Annotated in this window: 6 protein-coding genes; 2 read left to right on the plus strand and 4 right to left on the minus strand. The window is 69.6% G+C overall.

The genetic code is table 11. The features are described 5' to 3' along the window. Nucleotides 1-3: 3 nt before the first annotated feature. The 4 genes from CGL27_RS50800 to CGL27_RS05570 form a co-directional block, all read right to left on the minus strand. On the minus strand, nucleotides 4-17,058 hold the full coding sequence (locus tag CGL27_RS50800; protein ID WP_119984982.1) for a type I polyketide synthase: 17,055 nt from the start codon (nucleotides 17,056-17,058) through the stop codon (nucleotides 4-6). A 26-nt stretch (nucleotides 17,059-17,084) separates the two neighbouring features. Next, nucleotides 17,085-21,851 (minus strand): non-ribosomal peptide synthetase, encoded by a 4,767-nt coding sequence (locus tag CGL27_RS05565; protein WP_119984984.1) that lies wholly within the window; start codon nucleotides 21,849-21,851, stop codon nucleotides 17,085-17,087. A gap of 152 nt (nucleotides 21,852-22,003) precedes the next feature. Continuing rightward, nucleotides 22,004-22,453 carry a hypothetical protein gene (locus tag CGL27_RS49835; protein WP_162952884.1) on the minus strand — a complete coding sequence of 150 codons (450 nt, stop codon included), beginning with the start codon at nucleotides 22,451-22,453 and terminating at the stop codon, nucleotides 22,004-22,006. A 166-nt stretch (nucleotides 22,454-22,619) separates the two neighbouring features. Beyond that, nucleotides 22,620-23,549, minus strand: a complete 930-nt coding sequence (locus CGL27_RS05570) for a LysR family transcriptional regulator (protein WP_119984986.1) — start codon at nucleotides 23,547-23,549, stop codon at nucleotides 22,620-22,622. Nucleotides 23,550-23,687: 138 nt separating this feature from the next. Here CGL27_RS05570 and CGL27_RS05575 point away from each other — a divergent pair, with 138 nt between their 5' ends. Together CGL27_RS05575 and CGL27_RS05580 are read left to right on the plus strand one after the other, a co-directional pair. After that, the gene (locus CGL27_RS05575) at nucleotides 23,688-24,938 is read left to right on the plus strand and encodes an MFS transporter (RefSeq protein WP_119984988.1); all 1,251 of its coding nucleotides are present in this window, start codon (nucleotides 23,688-23,690) and stop codon (nucleotides 24,936-24,938) included. Between the two features lie 98 nt (nucleotides 24,939-25,036). Continuing rightward, nucleotides 25,037-25,618 (plus strand): TetR/AcrR family transcriptional regulator, encoded by a 582-nt coding sequence (locus CGL27_RS05580; RefSeq protein ID WP_162952885.1) that lies wholly within the window; start codon nucleotides 25,037-25,039, stop codon nucleotides 25,616-25,618. Nucleotides 25,619-25,621 lie beyond the last annotated feature (3 nt).

The following is a 25,621-nucleotide window of genomic DNA, read 5'->3' on the forward strand; positions in this document are numbered from 1 at the left end:
GGTTCACGAGATACCGAATTCCTTGCCGAGGAGGTCGAACATCTCCTCGTCCGTCGCGGAATCCAGTTCAATGTCACGGTCGGTGGCCGCGCCCCAGTGGGACAGCAGGCTCTTGATCTTCGCGGCGACCTCGGCGCCGGCCACGTCGCTCGGGGACAGGTCGGACAACACCGCTTCCAGTCGGCTCAGCTCGTCGAGCACGGACGTCGTATCGTCCTCGGTCTCGCCCTGGACGAGTTGGGCCCGGACATGGTCGGCGAGCGCCGCGGTGGTCGGATAGTCGAAGATGACCGACGCCGGGAACGGTACGCCGGTGGCGGTGGCCAGCCGGTTCCGCAGCTCCACCGCGGTGAGCGAGTCGAAGCCGACCTCCTGGAAGGTCCGCGAGGGGTCTACGGAGGCGGGCTTCGCATGTCCCAGCACGGCCGCCACGTGGGTACGGACCAGTTCCAGCACCGTCCGATCGCGCTCGATCCGCGACATGCCCCGCAGCCGGGTGGCGAATTCCTCGACCGGTTCCATAGGAGGGGTGGCGATCGTGAGCAGTTCACTCAGCAGCGGGCTCGGCCGTACGGCGGTGAACCGGGAGCCAAAGCTCGACCACTCCACGTCCGCGATCATCATCGTGGTCTCGTCCGCGACCAGTGACTGCTGAAGCGCGGCGATCGCCAGATCCGGGGGCATACCGGGGAGCTGTCGCTGAGCCGCCCCCATGCCACTGTCGGCCCAGGCACCCCAGGCCAGAGACGTGGCCACCAGTCCCTCGGCTCGGCGCCGCTGGGCCAGTCCGTCCAGGACGGCGTTGGCCGCCGCATAGCTCCCCTGGCCCGCGTTACCCATCGTCCCCGCAGCCGACGAGAACAACACAAAGGCGTCCAGTTCCCGACCCCGCGTCAGCTCATCCAGATACCGCGCCGCCGCAACCTTGACCCGCATCACCTCCCGAATGCGCTCAGACGTCAACGACTCCAACACACCGTCATCCAGCACACCCGCCGCATGAACCACCACACGCAAATCCGCAATCCCCTCCACCAACGCCGCAACCTCGCGCCGATCAGCCACATCACAGCCCACTACCGACACCACCACACCCAGCGCCTCCAACGGCGCCACCAACTCCGCCACGCCGGGTGCCTCGGCCCCCCGACGACTCGCCAACACAATCCGCTCCACGCCGACTCCCGCAAGCCAACGCGCCACATGACCGCCCAGCGCACCCGTGCCCCCGGTGACCAAAGCAGCCCCACGACCGCGCCACTCGGCGGACGTGTCCGCCGCCGGTGTCACCCGGGTCAGCCGGGCACCCCAGGCCCCAGCGGCTCGGACCGCCACCTGGTCCTCCCCCGTCCCCCCACTCAGAACCCGACACAACCAGGCCCCGACACCCTCATCCACAACCGGTGGCAGATCGATCAATCCACCCCAACGATCCGGATGCTCCAAACCGATCACCCGACCAAGCCCCCACACGCCCGCCTGATCCGGATCGACCACATCCCCGTCGACCACCGAGACCGCACCCCGAGTAACACACCACAACGGTGCAGTCGTACGAAGCGTCTGCAACAAGAGGACGGTCTCCTCAACGGGCAGCAGCGACACCACACCCGCCGTGGCAGGGACGGTCTCCGGCTCCGCGACCTCTGCGAGCTCCGCGACCTCTGCCACCGTCACCATCCGCACCTCGGCCCCTGCCGCGCGCATCACACCTATCAGGTCATCGGCGCCGCCGCCCGGCTCGACCACCAGCAGCCATGTGCCGGTGAGGACGGACTCCTCGGAGACCCCCGGAATCGGCGCCCACCCGAGCCGGTAGCGCCAGCCGTCGATGACCGATTGCTCCTGCCTCACCCTTCGCCATGCCGCCAGGGCGGGCAGAGCCGCGTTGAGCGGCTGCCCGGCGTCGATACCGAACGAACCGAAATCCCCGCGCTCGACGGCGTCCCAGAACGCCGCGTCAACGGCACTGGTCGCGGGCTGGACCGAGGACGGCTCCAGCCAGAACCGCTCACGCTGGAACGCGTACGTCGGCAAATCAACCTGCCGAGCACCCGGAAACACCGCCGCCCAATCGACCTGGACGCCCCGCACATACAGCCCGCCCAGAGCGGCCATCGCGGTAAGGGGCTCCGGACGATCCGGACGCAGTACAGCCAGTCCGTCGCCACCGGCCAGAGCGGACAGCGTGCCATCGGGACCCAGCTCCAGGAAAGAACCGACACCCAGCCCACGAAGCGTCTCCAGCCCATCGGCAAAACGCACGGTCTCCCGCACATGACGCACCCAATACTCCGGCGAACACAACTCCTCACCCGCCACCACACCCGACACATTCGACACCACCGGCACACTCGGAGCCCGGAACTCCACCGACCCCAGCACCTCACCAAACTCCGCCAACATTCCGTCCATACGCGACGAATGAAACGCATGACTCACCCGCAACCACCGCGTCCGCACCCCCCGACCGCTGAACACCTCCTCGACGGCACGAACCGCCTCTTCATCACCGGAGATGACGATCGCCGCCGGGCCGTTGATCGCCGCCACGCTCACCCGGTCCTCGTAACCGGCCAGATGCGGAAGCACCTCGGCCTCCGCAGCCTGGAGGGAAACCATCACCCCACCCGACGGCAACGCCTGCATCAAACGACCCCGAGCAGCCACCACCCGCGCCGCATCCTCCAACGACCACACACCCGCCACATACGCAGCAGCCAACTCACCAATCGAATGACCCAGCAGATAGTCCGGCTTCACACCCCAGGACGACACCAACGCGAACAACGACACCTCAAGCGCGAACAAACCCGCCTGCGTATACGCCGTCTCCCCAATCAGGCCCGCGTCATCACCCCACACCACCTCACCCAAAGACCGCTCCAAATACCGGTCCAGCTCCCCACACACCTCATCCCACACCCCGGCAAACACCGGATACGCCTCATACAACCCACGCCCCATCCCCAACCGCTGCGACCCCTGACCCGCAAACACCACACCCAACCCACCACCAACAGGAACCCCCACAACCACCGAACCCTCCAAAGCCCCGAGCAACCCCGCACGATCCGCACCCACCACCACCGCACGATGCGACAACGCAGAACGAGCAGCCACCAACGACCACCCCACATCCACGAGATCCAGATCGGGATTCCGCTCCGCGAAGGCCCGTAGCCGTACGGCCTGCGCCTGCACGCCCGCCTCGTCCCGGGCCGAGAACACCCAGGGAATGGCTGGGAGTTCGATCCGCTCCGGCCCGTGCTCAGGTTCGCCCGTCGTGTCGGGGGCCTGCTCCAGAATCACATGGGCGTTGGTACCGCTCGCCCCGAACGAGGAGACTCCGGCGCGACGGGCCCGCCCGGCCTCCGGCCACGCCGTCTGCTCGCCCAGGAGTTCCACCGCGCCGGTGGACCAGTCCACATGCGGTGTGGGCTCATCGATGTGCAGGCTCTGCGGCAGCACACCGTGGCGCATCGCCATCACCATCTTGATCACACCGGCCACACCCGCCGCCGCCTGCGTATGACCAATGTTCGACTTCACCGAGCCAAGCAGCAACGGCCGACTCGGATCGCGATCCTGACCGTAGGTGGCCAACAGGGCCTGCGCCTCAATCGGGTCGCCCAGCGTCGTCCCCGTACCGTGCGCCTCCACCGCGTCCACATCCCGAGCAGCAAGCCCGGCGCTCGCCAACGCCTGGCGGATCACCCGCTGCTGCGACGGACCATTCGGCGCCGTCAACCCATTCGACGCACCATCCTGATTCACCGCCGAACCCCGCACCACAGCCAACACCCGATGCCCATTGCGCTCAGCATCAGACAACCGCTCCACCAACAACAGCCCCACACCCTCGGACCAACCCGTCCCATCCGCACCAGCGGCAAAGGACTTGCACCGGCCATCGGCAGCCAGCCCGCCCTGGCGCGTGAACTCCACAAAGACCTGCGGAGTCGCCAATACGGTGACTCCGCCCGCGAGCGCCAGCGAGCACTCCCCACGCCGTAGCGACTCGCTTGCCAGATGCAGCGCCACCAGCGACGACGAACACGCCGTGTCCACCGTCAGGGCAGGTCCCTCCAGACCGAACGTATAGGCCAGCCGCCCCGACGCCACGCTGCCCGCGATGCCCGTGCCCCGATAGCCCTCGATGTCCTCCGGGACATCGGCGAGCCACGAGCCGTAGTCGTGGTACATCACGCCCGTGAAGACCCCGGTCCGGCTGCCTTTGAGCGTGTCGGGGGCGATTCCGGCCCGCTCGAACACCTCCCAGGCCGCCTCCAGCAGCAGCCGCTGCTGGGGATCCATCGCCAACGCCTCACGCGGCGAGATGCCGAAGAACCCGGCGTCGAACTCAGTGGCGTCATAGAGGAATCCGCCGTCTCGGGCGTACGAGGCACCGGCGCCGTCCTTGGCTCCGGCCAAGGTCGCCAGATCCCAACCCCGGTCCGTGGGCAACGCGGAGACCGCGTCAGTGGCCGAGTCGACCAGGCGCCACAGATCCTCGGGAGACTCGACACCCCCGGGGAAGCGGCAGCTCATGCCCACGATCACAATCGGATCGTCGTCGACGGCCGACACGGGCGCGGTCGGTGCGACGGCGGGCAGGGCGCCCCATACCTCCGCCAGCACACGCTCGGCCAGCAGCCGGGGGGTGGGGTGATCGAAGACGGCGGTGGCGGGCAGCCGTACACCGGTGGCCGCGCTGATCCGGTTGCGCAGTTCCACCGCGGTGAGCGAGTCGAAGCCGATTTCCTGGAAGGTCCTCGAGGTATCGATGGACTCCGCGGAGACGTGGCCGAGGACACCGGCGACATGTTCCTGCACCAGGCCGACGACCCGGTGTTCCCTTTCGGCCTCCGTCGCTCCGGCGAGTTGGTGCCGCAGTCCGGCCGGAGTGCCTCCGGTCCCGACTGCCCTACGGACGGGGGCGGTGACCAGGCCGCTCAGGATCGACGGCAATGTGCCCGCGGCAGCCTGTTCCCGCAACGCCGGCATGTTCAGGGGCGTGGCCAGCACCATCGCCTCATCGGCGACGAGCGCCGCATCGAACAGTTCCAGTCCTTGTTGGCTGCTGATGCTCGTCCCCACGGACCGGGAGATCCTCGACAGTTGCACCTCGGCCAGATCGGTGGTCAGTTCGCTGCGTTCTTCCCAGAACCCCCACGCGATCGACACCCCCGGCAGCCCCTGCGCCCGCCGATGAGCAGCCAACGCATCCAGAAACCCATTCGCCGCCGCATAACTCCCCTGACCCGCATTCCCCAACACACCCGCCGCCGACGAAAACAACACAAACGCCGACAGATCCAACCCACACGTCAACTCATGCAAATACCAAGCCCCCAACGCCTTCGGCCCCAACACCCCAACCAACCGCCCCCCATCCAAAGAACCAACCACCCCGTCATCCACCACACCCGCCGCATGCACCACCACACCCAACCCCTCAACCGACCCCACCAACTCCGCCACCGCACCCCGATCCCCCACATCACACGCCACCACCCGCACCCGCGCACCCAACCCCTCCAACTCCCCAACCAAACCCCCAACACCCGGCGCACCCCACCCCCGACGACTCACCAACACCACCTCACCCACCCCATACACCGACACCAAATGACGCGCCACCAAACCACCCAACAACCCCGTACCACCCGTCACCAACGCCACACCACCACCCAAACCGGCCACCACACCACCACCGGCCGTACCACCACCACTCACACCCACCAACCGCGGCACCCACACCCGACCCCCACGCACCGCAACCTCCGACTCACCCAGCCCCACCACATCCGGAACCACACCCCCAACCCCACCAACACCCACATCCCCATCAACATCCACCAACACAAACCGCCCCGGATGCTCCGACTGCGCCGACCGCACCAACCCCCACACCGCACCACCACCCACATCCTCCACACCCTCACCACCCACAGACACCGCACCCCGCGTCACCACCACCAACCGCGAACCCCCAAACCGCTCCTCCCCCACCCACAACCGCAAAACCTCCAACACACCCACCACATCAACCCCCGACAACACCACACACCCCGGCACCACACCACCCGAAACCACCTCACCCCACTCCACAAACGACCCCACCCCACACACACCCGCATCCACCCACTCCACCCGATACAACGCATCGCGGCTGCCTACCCGGGCGTCAGCGAGCTGTCCCTCCGGGACGGGTCGGAGTACCAGGGAGTCCACCGACAGGACCGCCTCACCCGTCTCATCGGTCACCCTCAGCGACACCGCGTCGGGACCCGCGGGTGCCAGCGCCATCCGGACAGCGGACGCGCCGACCGCGTGCAGCCTGACTCCGCTCCAGGAGAACGGGAGATACGCCCCGCCGTCGTCGGTGATCAGGCCACCCAGTCCGACCCCGTGCAGCCCGGCGTCGAGCAGAGCCGGATGTATCGCGCAGCGAGCCGCATCACCTCTCGCCTCCTCCGGTAGCACCGCCTCGACGAAGACCTCGTCTCCCCGGCGCCAGGCATCCCGCAACCCCTGGAACACCGGCCCATACGCATACCCCCGCTCCGCCAACGCCGCATAAACCCCCTCCACCCCAACCCGCTCCGCACCCACCGGCGGCCACACCTCCACAGCCGACACCCCACCATCCGCCACCCCCACCACACCCACCGCATGCCGGACCCACTCACCCTCCCGACACGAAAACACCGACACCGACCGACGACCCCCCTCACCAGCACCGCCCACCGAAACCTGAACCTCCACCTCACCCCGCTCCGGAAACACCAACGGCCCCTCCAACGTCAACTCCTCAACCACCCCACACCCCAACCGCAACCCCGCCTGCAACACCAACTCCACAAACCCCGTCCCCGGGAACAGGACCACACCGGATACCGAGTGTTCGGCCAGCCACGGCTGACCGGCCGGCGAGAGCACGCCGGTGAGCAGAGCACCTCCCGAATCGGGCAAGGGCACCACCGCACCCACGAGAGGGTGGTCAACCTCGGCCGAGCCGGGTGTCGACCGGAGGGAGGCCGCCCAGAAGCGCCGACGCTGGAAGGCATAGGTCGGCAGGTCGATCGCGCGCGCGTCGAGCCCGGTGAACGCCGCCGGCCACTCGACCGCGACGCCCCGGACATGCAACCGGGCCAGCGCGGTGAGGAAGGAGACCAGGCCGCCGTCATCGCGGCGCAGCGATCCGGTCAACACGATGTCGGTGTCAACGACGTCGGCAGTGTCCTGAATGCCGATGGTCAGCACCGGATGCGGACTGGCCTCGACAAACGCCGTATGCCCAAGCTCCAGCAGCCCCTCGATCGCGCCCTGGAACTCCACGGTCTCGCGCAGATTCCGGAACCAGTACCCGGCATCAAGCTCCGCGGTGTCCATCAGCCGCCCGGTCACCGTCGAATAGAACGGAACCTCCCCGCCACGCGGCTCCACACCCGCCAGCGCCTCCGCCAGCTCCCCCCGGATCTCCTCCACCTGCACCGAATGCGAGGCGTAATCCACCGGAATCCGCTTGGCCTCCGGGAACTCCGCCAACACCGCATCCAGCACCTCAACCGCCCCCGACACCACCGTCGACGCCGGACCATTCACCGCCGCCACCGACAACCCCGGACGGTCACGAAGCCGGTCGGCGGGCACCGGGACGGACACCATCCCACCCCGACCCGACAAGGCCAGCAACGCCTTACTCCGCAAAGCCACCACCCGCGCGCCGTCCGCCAACGACAAACCACCCGCCACACACGCCGCCGCAATCTCACCCTGCGAATGACCCACCACCGCAGACGGCACCACACCGTACGAACGCCACAACTCGGCCAGCGACACCATCACCGCCCACAACACCGACTGCACCACATCCACCCGACCCAACGCCACCTCATCACCCAACACATCCCACAACGACCACTCCACCAACGGCGCCAACACATCCGCACACTCACCCAACCGCCCCGCGAACACCGCCGAAGACTCAGCCAACTCCAGCGCCATCCCCACCCACTGCGACCCCTGACCCGGGAAGACGAACACCACGCCACGATCCGCCCCGACCGCGCCCGTGACCTCCACCGCGTCCAACCCACTTCGCAGTGCGGCGAGGTCCGTGCCCACGACGACGGTGCGATGTGGCAGCAGCGCACGCGTAGATGCCAGCGACCAGCCCACGTCCGCCGGGGCAAGCGCGGGATTGTCGTCGACGAAGGCCCGCAATTGTTCGATCTGCGCCCGCAGACCCGCCTCGCTCGCGCCCGAAAGCACCCAGGGCACCGCCACCGGCGCCACGCGATCCTGCCTGCTCTCGGCAGGCGCCTCCGGTGCCTGCTCCAGGATGACATGGGCGTTGGTGCCACTCACTCCGAACGCCGACACCGCGGCGCGACGCGGTCGGTCTTCCCACGGCCACTCGGCCGACTCGGTGAGCAACTCCACCGCGCCGGTGGACCAATCCACCTTCGGTGTCGGCTCATCCACATGCAGCGTTCGCGGCAGCACCCCGTGCCGCAGCGCCATCACCATCTTGATCACACCGGCCACACCAGCCGCCGCCTGCGTATGACCAATGTTCGACTTCAACGACCCCAACCACAGGGGGCGCTCCGGATCCCGGTCCTGACCGTAGGTGGCCAACAACGCCTGCGCCTCGATCGGATCACCCAGCGTCGTCCCCGTACCGTGCGCCTCCACCGCATCCACATCCACCGCCGACAAACGGGCGTTCGCCAGCGCCTGCCGGATCACCCGCTGCTGCGACGGACCATTCGGCGCCGTCAACCCATTCGACGCACCATCCTGATTCACCGCCGAACCCCGCACCACAGCCAACGCCCGATGCCCATTGCGCTCCGCGTCGGACAGCCGCTCCACCAGCAGCATGCCCACGCCCTCGCCCCACCCCGTGCCGTCCGCCGCCCCGGCGAACGCCTTGCACCGCCCGTCCGGGGCCAGCCCGCGCTGGCGCGAGAATTCCACGAAAGTGCTGGGCGTCGCCATCACCGTCACGCCGCCCGCGAGCGCCAGCGAGCACTCGCCCCGCCGCAGCGCCTCACTCGCCAGATGCAACGCCACCAGCGAGGACGAACACGCCGTGTCCACGGTCAGGGCGGGGCCCTCCAGACCCAGCGCGTAGGCGATACGACCGGACATCACGCTGGTCGCGGCACCGGTCAGGGCATAGCCCTCGTCCGATGCCGAGGGATAGCCCTGGGCCCAGCCGCCGATGAAGACGCCGGTCCTGCTGGATCGCAGGGAGGTCGGCGCCATCCTGGCGCGCTCGAGGACCTGCCACGCCGACTCCAACAGCAGTCGCTGCTGGGGGTCCATCGCCAGCGCCTCACGCGGGGAGATGCCGAAGAGTTCCGGGTCGAACTCCGCGGCGTCGTAGAGGAATCCGCCGGTACGCGCATAGCTGGTGCCTGGGCGGTCCGGATCCGGGTCGTACAGCGCGTCCGTGTTCCAGCCGCGGTCGTCGGGGAAGTCGCAGAGCACTTCCCGGCCCTCGCTGACGATCCGCCACAAGTCCTCGGGGGACTGGATGTCTCCCGGGAAGCGGCAGCTCATCGCGATGATGGCGATCGGTTCGTCGAAGGCCACCGCGCCGACGGGCACAGCCGCCTCGGCGGAGGGCACCGCGAGGGAGCCCGACCGGTCGCCGAGCAGTTCCGAGCACAGCAGGTCGGCAACGGCCCGACAGCTCGGGTGGTCGAACAACAAGGTGGTCGGGAGACGCAGTCCCGTGCTCGTGTTCAGCCGGGTCCGCAGCTCGACCGCCGTCAGCGAGTCGAAGCCCAGTTGCCGGAAGGGCACCGTCGGGTCGATGGCCGCCGGGTCGCGATGCCCCAGGAGTTCGGCCGCTTGTTCCCGTACCAGATCCACCAGCATCCGGTCCTGATCGGCCGCGGGCACCCCGGCCAGTCGCCTCCGCAATCCGGCGCGGTCGCCCGGCAGGGCCAGGGCGCCGGAGTCCTTTCGCAGCTGTGGCAGTTCGCTCAGCAGGGGGCTGGGCCGACCGGCCGTGAAGGCCGGGCCGAAGGCCTCCCAGTCCACGTCCGCGATGACCGGGCAGGGCTCGTCCGATCCGACGACGTGACGCAGCGCGGTGATGGCCGACTCCGGCCGCATCGGGCGCAGGCCGATACGGCTCAGCCGTTCCTCGTCCTCGGGCGCGAGGCTGCCGCCCCAGGTGCCCCATCCGATCGAGGTAGCCGGTAGACCGCGTGCCCGGCGCCGCTGTGCCAGACCGTCGAGCAGGGCGTTCGCCGCCGCGTAACCGGCCTGGCCGGCGCCGCCCCAGACCGCCGCTGCCGAGGAGAAGAGGACGAACGCCTCCAGCGACGCGTGGTCGAGCAGCTCGTCCAGGTGCAGGGCGCCGGTGACCTTGGCGTCGAAGACGGCGGCGTACTCGTCGAGTTCCGCGTCGATCGAACCGCCGAACCGCACGGTTCCCGCGAGATGGACCACGGCGGTGAGGTCCGGCACCGACGCCAGCACTTCGGCGAGAGCGGCCCGGTCGGTCACATCGCAGGCCGTCATGGTCACTCGGATGCCGAGCGCGGTCAGTTCGCCTTCCAGCGCGGCCGCCCCCGGGGCCTGCGGGCCGCGGCGGCCCAGCAGCACCAGGTGCTCCGCGCCGGCCTGGGCCAGCCACCGTGCCACGTGTGCGCCCAGCGCACCGGTACCTCCGGTGATCAGAACCGTGCCGTGCGGGCGCCATGCGTCGGCCGGTCCGGTCGTGGACGCCGGTTCCAGCCGTCGGCCCAGGGTCGCCGAAGGCCGCACAGCGACCTGGTCCTCGCCGACCGTCTCGGCGAGCACGGCGACGAACCTCCGCAGTACCTGTGCGTCCCAGTGTGTGGGCAGGTCGATCAGCCCGCCCCAGTGCCCGGATCGCTCCAGTCCGGCCACCCGTCCGAATCCCCAGACCGCCGCCTGGGTGGGGTTCGGTTCCGGATCCCCCGGCAGGGCCGCGACGGCCGACCGGGTGACACACCACACCGGAGCCTCGACCTCGGCGGCGGTGACCGCACACAGCAGCTCGACGGTGTGCGCCATCCCCTGGGACAGGGCCCGATGGGTCGGATGCGGACGCTCGTCGAGGGCCAGGAACGAGACGACACCGGAGATGTCATCGGCTCCCACCACATCCGTCAGCAGCCCGGTCAGGCCCTGACGCTCCGCGTCGTACGGCACCTGAAGGGTACGGACTCGCGCGCCGCCCTGCTCGGCCAGAGCCCGGGCGCCGGCCACGGCCCATTCGTCTCCTTCGGGGACCACCGCCAGCCATGTGCCCTGCAGGGTCGGGGTGTCCACGCCGGACAGTGGCTTCCAGGCGATCCGGTATCGCCACGCGGCCACGGCGGACTCGGCCGTGTCCGCTCCAAGCCAGAACCGTTCCCGCTGGAAGGCGTACGTCGGCAGCTCGACGGCCGAGACACCGGCGAAGAGCGGTCGCCAGTCGATCCGGACACCGCGCACATGGAGCTCGGCCAGGTGGCTCAGAAAACGCTGGATCGTGCCGTCGTCACGACGAAGGGACCCCGTGACGACGGTGTCGGCGGCGGTATCAGTGGTGGTGGCGTCAGCGGTGTCCTGAATGCCGATGGTCAGCACCGGATGCGGACTGGCCTCGACAAACACCGTGTGACCCCGGCGAATGAGGGTCTCAACGGTGCCCTGGAACTCCACGGTCTCGCGCAGATTCCGATACCAGTACCCGGCATCCAGCTCCGCCGTGTCCATCAGCCGCCCGGTCACCGTCGAATAGAACGGAACCTCCCCGCCACGCGGCTCCACACCCGCCAGAGCCTCCGCCAACTCGCCCCGAATCTCCTCCACTTGCACCGAGTGCGAGGCGTAATCCACCAGAATCCGCTTGGCCTCCGGAAACTCCGCCAACACCGCATCCAGCACCTCAACCGCACCGGACACCACCGTCGACGCCGGACCATTCACCGCCGCCACCGACAACCCCGGACGATCCCGCAACCGATCAGCAGACACCGGAACCGACACCATCCCGCCCTGGCCCGACAGAGCCAGCAGCGCCTTACTCCGCAGCACCACCACCCGCGCCCCATCCGCCAACGACAGACCACCCGCCACACACGCCGCCGCGATCTCACCCTGCGAATGACCCACCACCGCAGACGGCACCACACCAAACGAACGCCACAACTCCGCCAACGACACCATCACCGCCCACAACACCGGCTGCACCACATCGACATGGCCCAGCGCCCGCTCATCCGCCAGCACATCCGACAGCGACCACTCCACCAACGGGGCCAACGCATCAGCACATTCACGCATCCGCCCCGCGAACACCGGCGAGGACTCCATCAACTCCAACGCCATCCCGACCCACTGCGACCCCTGACCCGGGAAGACGAACACCACGTCTCCGGGTGCTCCGGTACCCCGTACCACTCCGGACGCGGGTATCCCATCGGCCACCGCGTCCAGACCGCGCAGCAACTCGTCGCAGTCAGCGCCCACGACCACCGCACGGTGCGACAACGTCGTACGTGTCGATGCCAGCGACCATCCCACCTCTGCCGGGGTGGGACGGGGACTGCGCGCCAGGAAGGCGCGGAGGCGCTCGGCCTGCGCCCGTAGCCCCGCCTCGCCCTGACCCGACAACACCCAGGCGACCGCCGTGGCTTCGGGGCCACCTTCCCCGATGGGATCGGTCGGCCGGGCCGTCTCCGGGGCTTGTTCCAGGATGACGTGCGCGTTGGTGCCACTCACTCCGAACGACGAGACGCCCGCGCGGCGCAGACCACCGGTCGTGGGCCACGGCATTGCCTCCGTGAGCAGTTCGACCCGGCCGCCGGACCAGTCGACGTGTGGCGACGGCGCATCCACATGCAGCGTCTTGGGCAGTGCGGCATGCCGGATCGCCATCACCATCTTGATCACACCGGCCACACCAGCCGCCGCCTGCGTATGACCGATATTGGACTTCACCGAGCCCAGCAGCAGCGGCCGCTCCGGCACCCGATCCTGGCCGTAGGTGGCCAGCAACGCCTGCGCCTCGATCGGGTCACCCAGCGTCGTCCCCGTACCGTGCGCCTCCACGGCGTCCACATCCGACGCCACAAGCCCCGCGCCGGCCAGCGCCTGGCGGATCACTCGCTGCTGCGAGGGACCATTCGGCGCCGTCAACCCATTCGACGCACCATCCTGATTCACCGCCGAACCCCGCACCACTGCCAACACCCGATGCCCATTGCGCTCAGCATCGGACAACCGCTCGACCACCAGCATCCCGACGCCTTCGGCCCACCCTGTGCCGTCCGCCGCCGCCGCGAACGCCTTGCACCGCCCGTCCGCGGCCAGCCCCCGCTGACGGGAGAACTCCACGAACATCGCCGGTGTGGCCATCACCGTCACTCCGCCCGCCAAGGCAAGCGAGCACTCGCCCGCCCTCAGCGACTGCGCTGCCAGATGCAATGCCACCAGCGACGATGAGCATGCCGTGTCCACGGTGACCGCCGGACCTTCCAGGCCCAGGGTGTAGGACACCCGGCCCGAGGCCACGCTCGCCGCGGTGCCGGTCAGCCGATAGCCCTCGGCCGCCTCTCCGGCATCCGCCGCGTAGCCGGCCGACGAGGCTCCGATGAACACACCTGTGCCACTGCCCTTGAGGTGCCCCGCGGGAATCCCCGCCTGTTCCAACGCCTCCCAGGCTGTCTCCAGCAGCAGCCGCTGCTGCGGGTCCATCGCCGCGGCCTCGCGCGGGGAGATGCCGAAGAACCCCGCGTCGAACTCGGCGGCGTCGTAAAGGAATCCGCCGTCGCGTGCGTACGAGGTACCGGGGTGGTCGGGGTCGGGATGGTAGAGGCCATCGAGGTCCCAACCCCGGTCGGACGGAAATCCAGAGATGGCGTCTTCGCCGTCGGCCACCATTCGCCAGAGATCCTCCGGCGAGTGCACCCGGCCGGGGAACCGGCAGCCCATCCCCACGATCACCACCGGATCGCCACTGTCGGGCGCCGACTCCGTCGCGGGCACGGTCCGCTCATCCACCCCGCCGTGGAGCCTGCGGTGCAGATGCTCGGCGAGTGCGGCGGGCGTCGGATAGTCGAACAACAAGGTGCTGGGCAGAGGGAGGGCGGTCGCCTCGCCGAGCCGTTCGCACAGCTCGACGGCGGTGATCGAGTCGAACCCCAGTTCCTTGAAGGTTCGCTCGGCGCCGATGGCCGCCACCGACTCGTACCCGAGCACGACGGCCGCGTGCGCCCGGACCATGCCGAGCACCTCGCCACCGCTCCGGCCCAGGTCCGAACCCTCAGGCCCGGAGGTGTCCTCAGGCCCTGAAGTATCCTCAGGCTCGGAGACAACCGCAGGTCCGGAGGTGACCGCAGGTCCGAGCGTGGCCCGGCCCTCGGGGCCGGACGCGGAGATCCAGTACGACTGCCGCTGGAAGGCGTACGTGGGCAGCGGAATCCGCCGTCCACCGGACACCAGCGGGTCCCATACCACCTCGGCGCCCGAGACATACAGCTCGGCCAGTGCGGTGACCAGGGCCAGTGGCTCGGACCGGTCGCGGCGGAGCGTGCCCACCAGCGTCCCGGGCCTGGTCAGGCAGTCGCGGGCCAGGGTGGTGAGCGCCTTGTCCGGGCCCAGCTCCACGATGGTGGTGACGCCTTCGCCTTCCAGAGCCCGAATGCCGTCCAGGAACCGTACGGTCCGACGGACATGCCGCACCCAGTACTCCGGGGAACACAGCTCTTCCGCCGTGGCACGGCTGCCGGTCACATTCGATATGAGCGGTATCCGCGGCGGCCGGTACGTGAGGCTCTCGGCGATATGCCGAAGCTCGTCGAGGACGGGGTCCAGATGCGGTGAATGGAAGGCGTGGCTGGTCCGGAGCCGCTTCGTTCTGCGTCCGCGGTGGGTCCACTGCGCCGCGAGGTCGAGTACGGCCCGCTCATCCCCCGAGATCACCGTGGCGGTCGGCCCGTTGACCGCCGCCACGCAGATCCGAGCGCTGTCGTCCGCTGCCGCGCCCGTCATGAGCGTCCGGGTGACCTCGTCCTCGCTCGCTTCGAGCAGGACCATGGCGCCCGGTTCCGTCACGGCCTGCATCAGCCGGCCGCGGGCGGCGACGAAGGCGGCGGCGTCCGCCAGCGACAGCACACCGGCGACATGGGCGGCGCTCACTTCGCCGAGGGAGTGGCCGATCAGCACGTCCGGTACGAGCCCGAAGTCCTCGAGCAGCCGGAAGAGCGCCACCTCCACCGCGAAGAGTCCGGCCTGGGCGTACACCGTCTGATCGAGCAGCTCGGCGTCGTCGCCGTGGATGACGTCCCGAAGGGGCCGGTCCAGGTGTGCGTCCAGCGCCGTGCACACGGTGTCGAGAGCGTCGGCGAACACGGGGAAGGCGGCGCTGAGTTCGCGTCCCATGCCGAGACGCTGGGATCCCTGGCCGGCGAAGGCGAAGGCGAGCCTTCCCCCCCTCGCCGTGCCGGTCACCAGGCGGGGTGCCGTGCCGCCTTCGGCGAGGGTGTCCAGGCCGGGTGCCGCGTCGGTGGCCGCCCCGGCGATGAGCACCGCGCGGTGTTCGAAGGTGGTTCGGGTGGTGGCGAGGGAGAAGGCGAGGTCGGTGAGGTTCGGCGACCGCTCCACATACGGCCGTAGCCGCATCGCCTGGCCCCGGAGCCCGGCCGCGGTCGTCGCCGACAGCGCGAGCGGGACCGGGATGGAGACAGGGAGCGGGGCCGGGGCCGGGACCGGGAGGGCCCCGGGCTCCGGGTGTGCGGAGGCGTGGGAGGGGACCTGGGCGGGTGGTTCCGCAAGCACCACATGGCAGTTGGTGCCGCCCATCCCGAACGAGCTGACGCCGGCGACCAGGCGCTTGTCCGCCTTCGGCCACTCCCCCGGTGCCAGGCGCATTTCCAGGTTGAGCTCGCCCAGGGGGATGCGGGGATTCGGCGTACGGTGATGGAGACTGGCCGGTAGCTGACGGTGGTGGATGGCCAGTGCCGTCTTCAGCAGTCCGGCGATACCGGCGGCGGCTTCAAGGTGACCGATGTTGGTCTTCACCGAACCAAGCTGCACCGGCCCCGTGCCGGTCCGGCCGAAGACGGCACCCAGGGCCGCCGCCTCGGCCGGGTCGCCGAGCGCCGTTCCGGTGCCGTGCAGCTCCACGTACTGCACGGAGCCGGGTGAGACCGCGGCCCGCCGCTGGGCCAGCCGGAGGACCTCTTGCTGACCGCGGGAGTCGGGGGCGGTGAGCGACGTACCGCCGCCGTCGTTGTTGACCGCGCTGCCCTCGATCACGCAGTAGACGGTGTCGCCGTCGGCGAGGGCGTCGGACAGCGGTTTCAGGACGACGATTCCACCGCCCTCGCCCCGCACATAGCCATTGGCGCGGGCGTCGAAGGTGAAGCAGCGGCCGTCCGGGGAGAGCGCGCCGAACGCGGCGATATCGGCGGCGGTCTCCGCGGAGAGGTTCAGGTTCACTCCGCCCGCCAGCGCGAGCCTCGACTCGCCGCGCCGCAGGCTCTCCACGGCCATATGCACCGCGACCAGAGAGGACGCCTGGGCCGCGTCGACGGTCACGCTGGGACCGCTCAGGCCGAGCACATGGGAGAGCCGGTTCGCGATCATGGCGCGCTGGGTGCCGGTCAGCGTGTGGTGCGAGCGGCCGCGGGCGCTGATCAGCGAGGCGTAGTCGGCGGACCCGGCGCCGATGAACGCGCCGACGGTGGCTCCCCGCAGAGTGGCGGGCACGACGCCCGCGTCCTCCAGCCCTTCCCATCCCAGCTCCAGTATCAGCCGCTGCTGGGGGTCCATCGTCACGGCCTCGCGTGGCGAGATACCGAAGAACGCGGGGTCGAAACGGTCGACGTCGTCGATGAAGCCGCCGTGGCGGATGGCGGGCGGCATGGACGGGTCGTCGGCCCACCGCCCGGCGGGCACCTCGCCGATCGCCGAGACGCCCCCGCTCAGCAGCCGCCAGAACGCCTCGGGGTCGGGTGCCTGCGGAAAGCGGCAGGACATTCCGACAACGGCGATGGCCTCGTCCGGTTCCATGCTGTTCCTCGGGGCGGGATCGTCGTTCACTGATCGCGGCCTCGGACCTGCCACACCTGCGAGACCGACCGACCGGGGTCCCCGGCGGCTGTGGAGACCACCGCCACCACGTCGTCGCAGAACCGCTCGATGGTGGCACGGTCGAAGAGGGACGTGCTGAACAGCACGGTGCCGGCGAGGCCGCCGTCCTCCGCGTTCTCGTACAGGTCGATCTCCATGTCCACGTTGACGGTCACCGGTGGGTGGGTCATCAGGAACGGCTCGGCGGTAAGCCCGGTGAGCATGAGGGGCCGCTGTGGGGTGTTGACGATCTGGAAGATCACCTTTACCGGCGGATCGTCCGACAGCCGTGTCCCGGCGTGGCCGACGGTGGGTTCGTCCGAGTGCTTGAGATCCGAGCGCTTGAGAACCGAGCGCTTGAGAACCGAGCGCTTGAGAACGGAGACGAACGGCACGTCCTGGTGGGTAAAGGCGTCCGACATCGCATCGCGCACCGTGGCCAGCAGTGTGCCGAAGTCCGTGGCGCCGGAGACCTCGGTGCGCAGCGCCAGCATCTTGGAGACGAGGCCCACCACGTTCTCCAGTTCGTCCCGGCCACGGTTGGCCATGGGCACGCCGACGAGGACGTCCTGGTTGTCCGAGCGGGCGGACATGACCACCTTCAGCGCGGTCAGCAGCGTCATGTACAAGGTGGCGCTGGACGATTCGCCCAGCCGCCGGGCCGCCTCCACGGCGTCCTTCGGCAGTCGCCAGTGGTAGATGCCGCTGTCGTATCGGGCCGACGTGGCGCGGGGCCGGTCAGTGGGCAGTTCGGCGGGTGTCATTCCATCGAAGTGCCGCTGCCAGTGGTCGAGTTGGCGTCGCAGCACATCCCCGCGCAACCACTCGCGCTCCCAGTTCGCGACATCGGCGTACTGGACGGGCACGGGCGGCAGATCGGGTTCGGCGCCGCGCAGCAGGGCCGAGTACACGAGGGACAGATCGCGGACCAGCACACCTTGGGACCAGCCGTCGGTGACCAGATGGTGCAGGGTGAGCACCAGCACATGGTCGAGCTCGGCCAGGCGCAGCACGCGCAGCCTCGCCAGTGGGCCGCTCGTGAGGTCGAAGGGCCGTGCCGCCTCCTGTCCGGCCAGTACGGAGGCTTGGGCCTCGTCGTCCGCCTCGGCCACCTCCACCTGGACCGGCACATTCGGCCGGATCACCTGGACGTATCCGTCGGCTTCCCTGACGAAGGTGGTGCGCAGGGCCTCGTGCCGGTCGATCAGCAGGGCCATCGCCCGCCGCAGGCAGTCGAGGTCCAGTTCGCCCGAGACCCGCACGGCCATGGGGATGTTCCAGTGCCCGGCGTCGAGGACATCGCCGAAGAAGAGGTCCGTCTGCTGCTGTGCGAAGGTGAGGGGTACGGGCTGATCGCGCCGCGTGGGGACCAGCGGCGGCAGCTCGGGTCCGGGAACGGACCGGGCGGCGCTGAGGGTGGCCGCCAGCTCCCTGGGGGTGCGTTGCTGGAAAACGGTCTTCAGCGGTACGTCGACGCCAAGGGCGGTCCGGAGCCTGGCGACCACCCTGGTGGCGATGAGGGAATGGCCGCCCAGTGCGAAGAAGTCGTCGTCGATACCGACCCTGGTGGCGCCGAGCAGATCCGCGTAGACCCGGCAGACGGCCTCCTCCTCGGGGGTGCGGGGGGCGACGTAGCCGACCTCGAGCACGGTGCGCAGGTCGGGGGCGGGCAGCGCCTTCCGGTCGATCTTGCCGCCGGAGGTCAGGGGCATGGTGTCCAGCAGGACGAAAGCGGAGGGCACCATGTATTCGGGCACCGCGGACTCGACGTGCCGGCGCAGGGTTTCGGTCAGCTGGTCGTGCCGGTCCGCGGCGGTGGCATCGGCCACCGCATAGGCCACCAGCCGCTTGTCCCCCGGGGTGTCCTCACGCACCATCACGGCCGTGTGCAGCACATCCTGGTGCCTGGCGAGAATCGCCTCGATCTCGCCCGGTTCGATCCGGAAGCCACGGATCTTCACCTGGTCGTCGATCCGGCCGAGGTATTCCAGGTTGCCGTCGGGCAGCCAGCGCACCAGGTCGCCGGATCGGTACATCCGCGATCCATCGCCGTGGAACGGGTTCGCCACGAACCGGGAGGCGGTCAGATCCGGACGGCCGAGATAGCCTCTGGCCAGGCCCGCTCCGGCCACGCACAGCTCACCGGGCACCCCCACGGGGACGGGCCGGAGCCGCCGGTCGACGACGTACACCCGGGTGTTGCCGATCGGGCGGCCGATGGGGGCGGTGAGCGGCCACTCGGCCACCTCGGCGGGGAGCGAGTAGGAGGTCACCACATGGGCTTCGCTGGGACCGTAGTGGTTGTGCAGCCGCAGCTCGGGGCGGCGGGCACACAGCTCGCGCAGATCGTGGTGGAGGGAGAGGGGTTCACCGGCCTGTGAGAGATGGCGCAGCGCGGCCAGCTCGGTGCCATGCGGATCCACTTCCTCGGAGATCGCCCGCAGCATCACATTCGGTACGAAGAGCTGGTCGATCTCGTGGGCGTGGATCCATCGGGCGAACTCGACGGGGTCCATGCGCAGTTCCTCGCCGGGGATGACGATCGTCTCGCCGTACAGCAGCGCCGAGAAGATCTCCTGGAGCGAGATGTCGAAGGTCAGCGTGGCGAATTGGGCCGTCTTTGCGTCGGGGCCGATCGGCAGGGCCTTCTTCTGCCAGGCCACCAGGTTGAGCACACAGGAGGCGGGCATGAGGATGCCCTTGGGGACTCCGGTGGAGCCGGAGGTGTAGATGACATAGGCGAGGTTCTGGGCGCTGGGCCGTGCCGTGGGCGGGGTCCGGGGCCGGCTGGTGAGCGATTCGCGCTCGGCGTCGAGCAGGATGAGCCGGACCCCGGCCGTCCCGGATGGCTCGCTCTCCCTGGATGTCTCAAGTGCCCCGGCTGTCCCGGGTGTCTCCGGCCCTTCGGTGATCCGCGATGTCCCGGCGGGCTCCTCCGCTTCGGAGGGTTTTTCGAGCAGGCTGCTGAAGCGCTGCTGGGTGACGGCGACGGTCACCCCGGCATCGGCCAGTACGAACTGGATACGGTCCCGGGGGTGGTTCGGGTCGATCGGCACATAGGCCGCTCCGAGCTTGAGGATCGCGAGAATCGCCACGATCATCTCGGCGCCGCGGTCGACACACAGCCCGACCAGGGTCTCGGGGCCGATCCCCCGGCTCTCCAGGAGGTGGGCGAGCTGGTTCGAGCGCTGGTCGAGCTCGGCGTAGGTGATGCGGTCGGCGCCGCTGATCACGGCCACCGCGCCGGGGCGGCGTTCGGCCTGGGCGGTGAAGAGCGCGGGCAGCGATCCGGCCGGTACGGGGCCCGTGGTGTGGTTGAACTCCTCCAGGACCTTCGCCCGCTCGGCGTCGTCGAGCGGGGAGATCTCGGAGAGGGGCCGGTCCGGCTCGGCCAGAACACCTCGCAGGACGACGGTGACATGGTGCAGCAGCCGTTCGACGGTGCTCCTGTCGAACAGGGCCTTGCTGAAGACGATATGACCGAGCACTCCGTCCTCGGCCTCGACGAGATGGACCTCCAGGTCCATCCGCGTGAGGATCCGGCCGTGGTCGTAGGGCTCGGTCTCCGCGCCGGGCAGGGCGAGCCGCTCCCCCGGCACGTTGATCATCTGGAAGAGCACCTGTACCAGCGGGTTCCGGGACAGGTCCCGCTCGGGGTGCACCTGCTCCACCAGATACTCGAAGGGCAGGTCGCCATGGGCGAAGGCACCGGCCGCCATGTCCCGGACCCGTGCCAGCAGTTGGCGGAAGGTGGGGTCGCCGGACAGGTCGGTCCGCAGCACCACGGTATTGACGAAGAACCCGATGAGGCCCTCGACCTCGGCGCGCCCCCGGTTGGCCACGGGGGTGCCCACCGTGATGTCGTCGCTGTCCACATACCGGCCCAGGACCAGTTGGAAGGCGGCCAGCAAGGTCATGTAGAGGGTCGCGTTCTCACCGGCGCCCAGCCGGCGGGCGGCCTGGATCAGTTCGGCGGGCAGCTCCCAGCGCACCGCGTCGCCTTCCTGGCGGGCGACCGAGGGCCGGGGCCGGTCGGTGGGCAGCTCCAGCGCGGGGGCCATACCGTCGAGCCGCTTCGTCCAGTAGTCCAACTGGCGGCGCAGGGTCGGACCGGACAGCCAGTCGCGCTCCCACTCCGCGTAGTCGGCGTACTGCACGGGCAGCGGCGGCAGTACGGGCTCCCGCCCGGCGTCGAACGCCTCGTACGCGGCGGACAGCTCACCCACCAGAATGCCCTGTGACCAGGCGTCCGTGGCCACATGGTGCACCGTCAGCAGCAGGACGTGGTCGTGGTCGTCCAGCCGCAGCACCTTGGCCCGCAGCAAGGGGCCGGTGCTCAGGTCGAAGGGCTCGGTGATCTCCGCTCCGGCCAGCCGCCGGACCGCGGCGAGCCGCTCCTCCTCCGGGCCTTCGGGCACCGATTCGATCCGCACCGGGACGGGGGCGGGGGGCTGGATCGACTGCACCGGTTGTCCGCCGGTCTCGGTGAAGGTGGTGCGCAGCGCCTCGTGCCGGGCGACCACCAGCGAAAGGGCCCGGGAGAGATGGGCGACGTCCAGGCGGCCGCGCACCCGCACCGCGAAGGGGAGGTTGTACGAGGCGTTGCCGGGCTCCAACTGGTCCAGAAACCACAGTCGTCGCTGGGCGAATGACGCCCTCAGCTCCCGGTCCCTGGCGACCGGCACCACACCCGTGGATTCCTTTCGCCTGGTGCGCTCGAAGAGATTGCTCATGGCCGCGCTGAGACCTTGGGATTTGGGCGCGCCTGATTGCCCCACAACACAGCCTTCCCCGACGACTGATGGAAATGGTTTTGCGCGATTATTTCGCTGATACTGCCACTGATGCTTGCCCAGCTATGGCGCGGACGCCGTTTAAAGGGAACTCAGCACGGTGCACAAGTCAGGACCGGCGCACCATCGCCCCGGCCCGCGCCGGTATTCGACGCGCGGCACATGGGGATCCGGAGTCCGGAGAAGCCGACCCGTCGGCTGAAACTCACCGGGTGAGCGGCGTCGATATCCGAGACGAACATCCGGCGCACTTCGAACTCTTCCGAGCGGACAGCCGGTTGAGCGACAGCCCGCGCACCGGCGCCCACCAGGCTCTTACCGGATTCATAAGGCGGCAGCCATGCGGTGACGCCAGGGCCGGAAAGGGAATTTCCGCGAAATCCGCCACGCTGCGGTGAGATGTCGCTTTCCTCGCGATCCTCGCGATCCAAGACAGCATTTCCTGAGGTCGACCGGTCGGTCATTCGGTCCATTAAGACATCACGCGCGACCAGTCGCGCGATCCCGGTGATATCGGATGCGCGCAACGCCAAAACACTCACCACAGCCCCCGTTCGCCGTCCAGCGAGTCCCCTGAGGTGAACCTAGATCGTTGGCTGATCCGCTGTCAACCCGCACCTTTTCGGCGATAAATAGCGGGAGTTGCCGACCTGCGCGAACTCACCGGCCCGCATGATCCGCCAGTCGGCGGTGACGCGGTGATTTCGGTCACCACGCCCATTTCGGCGTCCAGGCACCGGCGTCGCGGTGGCCGGGCGGCGCGGCGGCGAGGTGGTCGCGGAGCGCGGTGAGGGCGGGGTGCGGGTTGTCGCGGTGCCAGATCAGCGAATGCGGGTAGACCGGGGTCGGGTGGTGCACCTCGATGCGCCGCAGCCCGTAGTCGGCGGGCCAGACCAGGCGGGTCCGTTCGCCGACGAAGGTCGCCAGCGTCGAGGAGTCGGCGATCGTGTCGAGGAGCGGCTCGGGCCCGAAGTACGGGCCGATCGCGTCGATGGTGATCCCGAACGCGGCGGCGAGGTCGTCGTAGTAGGCGGCCCATTCGGTACCGGGGACGATGCCCGGCATCCAGATCCGGTGCCCGGCGAGCTCGGCGGGGGTGACCTCGCGGGCGGCGGCGAGCTCATGGGACGGTCCGGTGAGGAGCTGGATGGGCTCGTCGTGGACCCGGGTGGCTTCGATGCCGCCGGGGAGCCGCCGGGCGGGCACGGTGACCGCCCGGAACGACGCGTCGATCGTGCCGGTGCGCACGGCGGCGATGGCCGCGTCGGCGTCGAAGAGCGTCACCACATCGAGTTCGACCTCGGGGTGCGCCCGGTGGAAGCCGCGGAGCAGATCGGCCGGTGCGAGCCGCCGCCCGATCACATCGACGCGCAGCGCGCGGCGGCCGGGGCGTACGGAGGCGGCGGCCCGTTCCTCGGCCCGCAGAAGTTCGCGGGCGTGGGGCAGGAACGCCTGCCCGTCGATGGTGAGCAGGGCTCCGCGCGCGGTACGGGTGAACAGCCGCACGCCGAGTTCCTTCTCCAGCGCGGCGATGCGCTTGGAGACGGCCTGCTGGGTGATGGACAGATCGCCCGCCGCCTCCTGGAACTGGCCCGCGCCCGCGACGGCGACGAAGGTGCGCACGGCCTTGAGGTCCACGTCGGCCACCTTAGTCGCACAACGTCTGGTTGTGGCATGTCGAGGGCGTTGTTTGAACCGCCCGCCCAGGCTCGCTTGGATATCGCCCGTTCTATGTGAGGTTCTTCGGGCGGGACGGCGAGGAGGGGTGCGCTGCGCATGGGGGCGAGGCGGAAGCTGGGGCGGCAGTTCGGATGGCTCTGGGGGGCGTACGCGGTCAGCGCGTTCGGCACCTGGCTCGCGTTCGACGCGTTCCCGATGATCGCGATCATTGTTCTCCATGCCGGGGCGGCCCAGGTGTCGCTGCTGGCGGCCGCGGGGCTCGCGGTGGGCGCGGCGGTGGCGCTGCCGCTCGGGCCATGGATGGAGTTCCGCCGCAAGCGGCCGGTGATGATCGCGATGGATGTGGTCCGGTTCGCGGCCCTGATGACCGTCCCCGTCCTGTTTCTGCTCGGCCGGCTCACCTTCGCCCAGCTCGTGATCGTGTCGATCGTCGTCTCCGCGGCCGACATCGCCTTCACCGCGGCCAGTGGGGCGTGCCTGAAGGCGCTGGTGCCGCGGGAGGACCTGCTGGTGGCGAACGCGCGGTTCGAGTCCACGGCCTGGACCGCCACCATGCTCGGACCGCAGATCGGCGGGGCCGCGATCGGGCTCTTCGGTCCGGTGATGACCGTGGCGGCCAATGCGGTCAGCTTTCTGCTCTCGGCGGCGGGGATCCGTGCGATCGGCGGCACGGAGCCACGCCCCGCGCGCACCGGCCCGCCGCCACGGCTCCGGGCCGGTGAGCTGCTGGAGGGCTGGCGGTGCATTCTGACCAACCCGGCGCTGCGTCCGCTGTTCTTCAACCAGGTCCTGGTGGGCGGGCTGATCATGGCGACCGCGCCGCTGCTCGCCGTCCTCATGCTGGGCAGCCTGGGGTTCGCGCCCTGGCAGTACGCCATGGCCTTCACACTGCCCTGCATCGGCGGTCTGATCGGCTCCCGGCTGGCTCCCCGGCTTGCGGAACGGTTCGGGCGGCACCGGGTCATGCTGATCTCGGGGGCGCTGCGGGCGTGCTGGTTGCCGGGGTTGGCCTTCGTCCGCCCGGGTACGGCGGGACTGGTGCTGGTCATGGCGGTCGAGCTGGGGCTGATCTGCTGCATGGGCGTGTTCACCCCGCTGTACGCCACCTATCGGCTCGACCGGACCCCGGCGGACCGGGTCGCCCGCACCCTCTCCGCGTGGTCGGTCTCCAGCAAGGCCACCGTCGCGACCCTGACCGCCCTGTGGGGCCTGCTGGCCGCTGTCACCGGCCCCCGGATCGCGATCGCCACAGCCGGACTCCTCAGCCTGGCGACCCCGCTCCTCCTCCCCCGGCACGAGCACGGCGCGCCCCGTCCCGAGCAGGAACCGGCGCCGAGCCACACCTGATCCGCGGGCTGGGCGAGTGTTCGGACTCAAACCTTCTGAACATCCGTCCTGAACGATCGTTCTGAACGAGCGTTCAAGATTGGGGTAGGGTGATCGGCATGGGACATCGGGAACAGTTGATGGCCGGGGCGAAGCGGTGCCTGGAGGAGCGGGGATTCGCCCGTACGACCTCGCGTGACATCGCCGCCGCCGCCAACGCACCGCTCGGCACGATCAATTACCACTACGGCTCGAAGGAGCGGCTGCTCAACGCGGCGCTCCTGGAATCGCTCGACGAGTGGAGCGAGAAGGTGCGGTCCGGGTCGACGGAGGCCGCCCCGGACTCCGATGCCGGAACGCGAGCGGAGTCGATGTGGGCCCGGATCATCGAGTCCGGGACCACGGACCGGCCGCTGGTGGTGGCCGGCGTGGAAGCCCTCGCGCAGGCCGAACGTTCCGCCGACGTCCGGCAGCAGCTCGCCGAGGCGTTCGAACGGGCCCGTACGGCGCTGGCGGCCGATCTGCACGGCATCGAGGGCACGGAGGAGGGCGAAGTGGCCCGTGCGGTCGGGTCGGTGCACATGGCCCTGGTCGCCGGGCTGACCCAGCAGTGGCTGGTCGATCCCGAGCGCGCCCCCTCGGCGCGGGAGGTGGCCACGGGCCTGCGGAGGATCGCCCAGGCCCTCGAGTCCGACGCCTGATCC

Origin of the sequence: Streptomyces sp. 11-1-2, assembly GCF_003595545.1 — a bacterium.
Taxonomy (GTDB): Bacteria; Actinomycetota; Actinomycetes; order Streptomycetales; family Streptomycetaceae; genus Streptomyces; species Streptomyces hygroscopicus_B.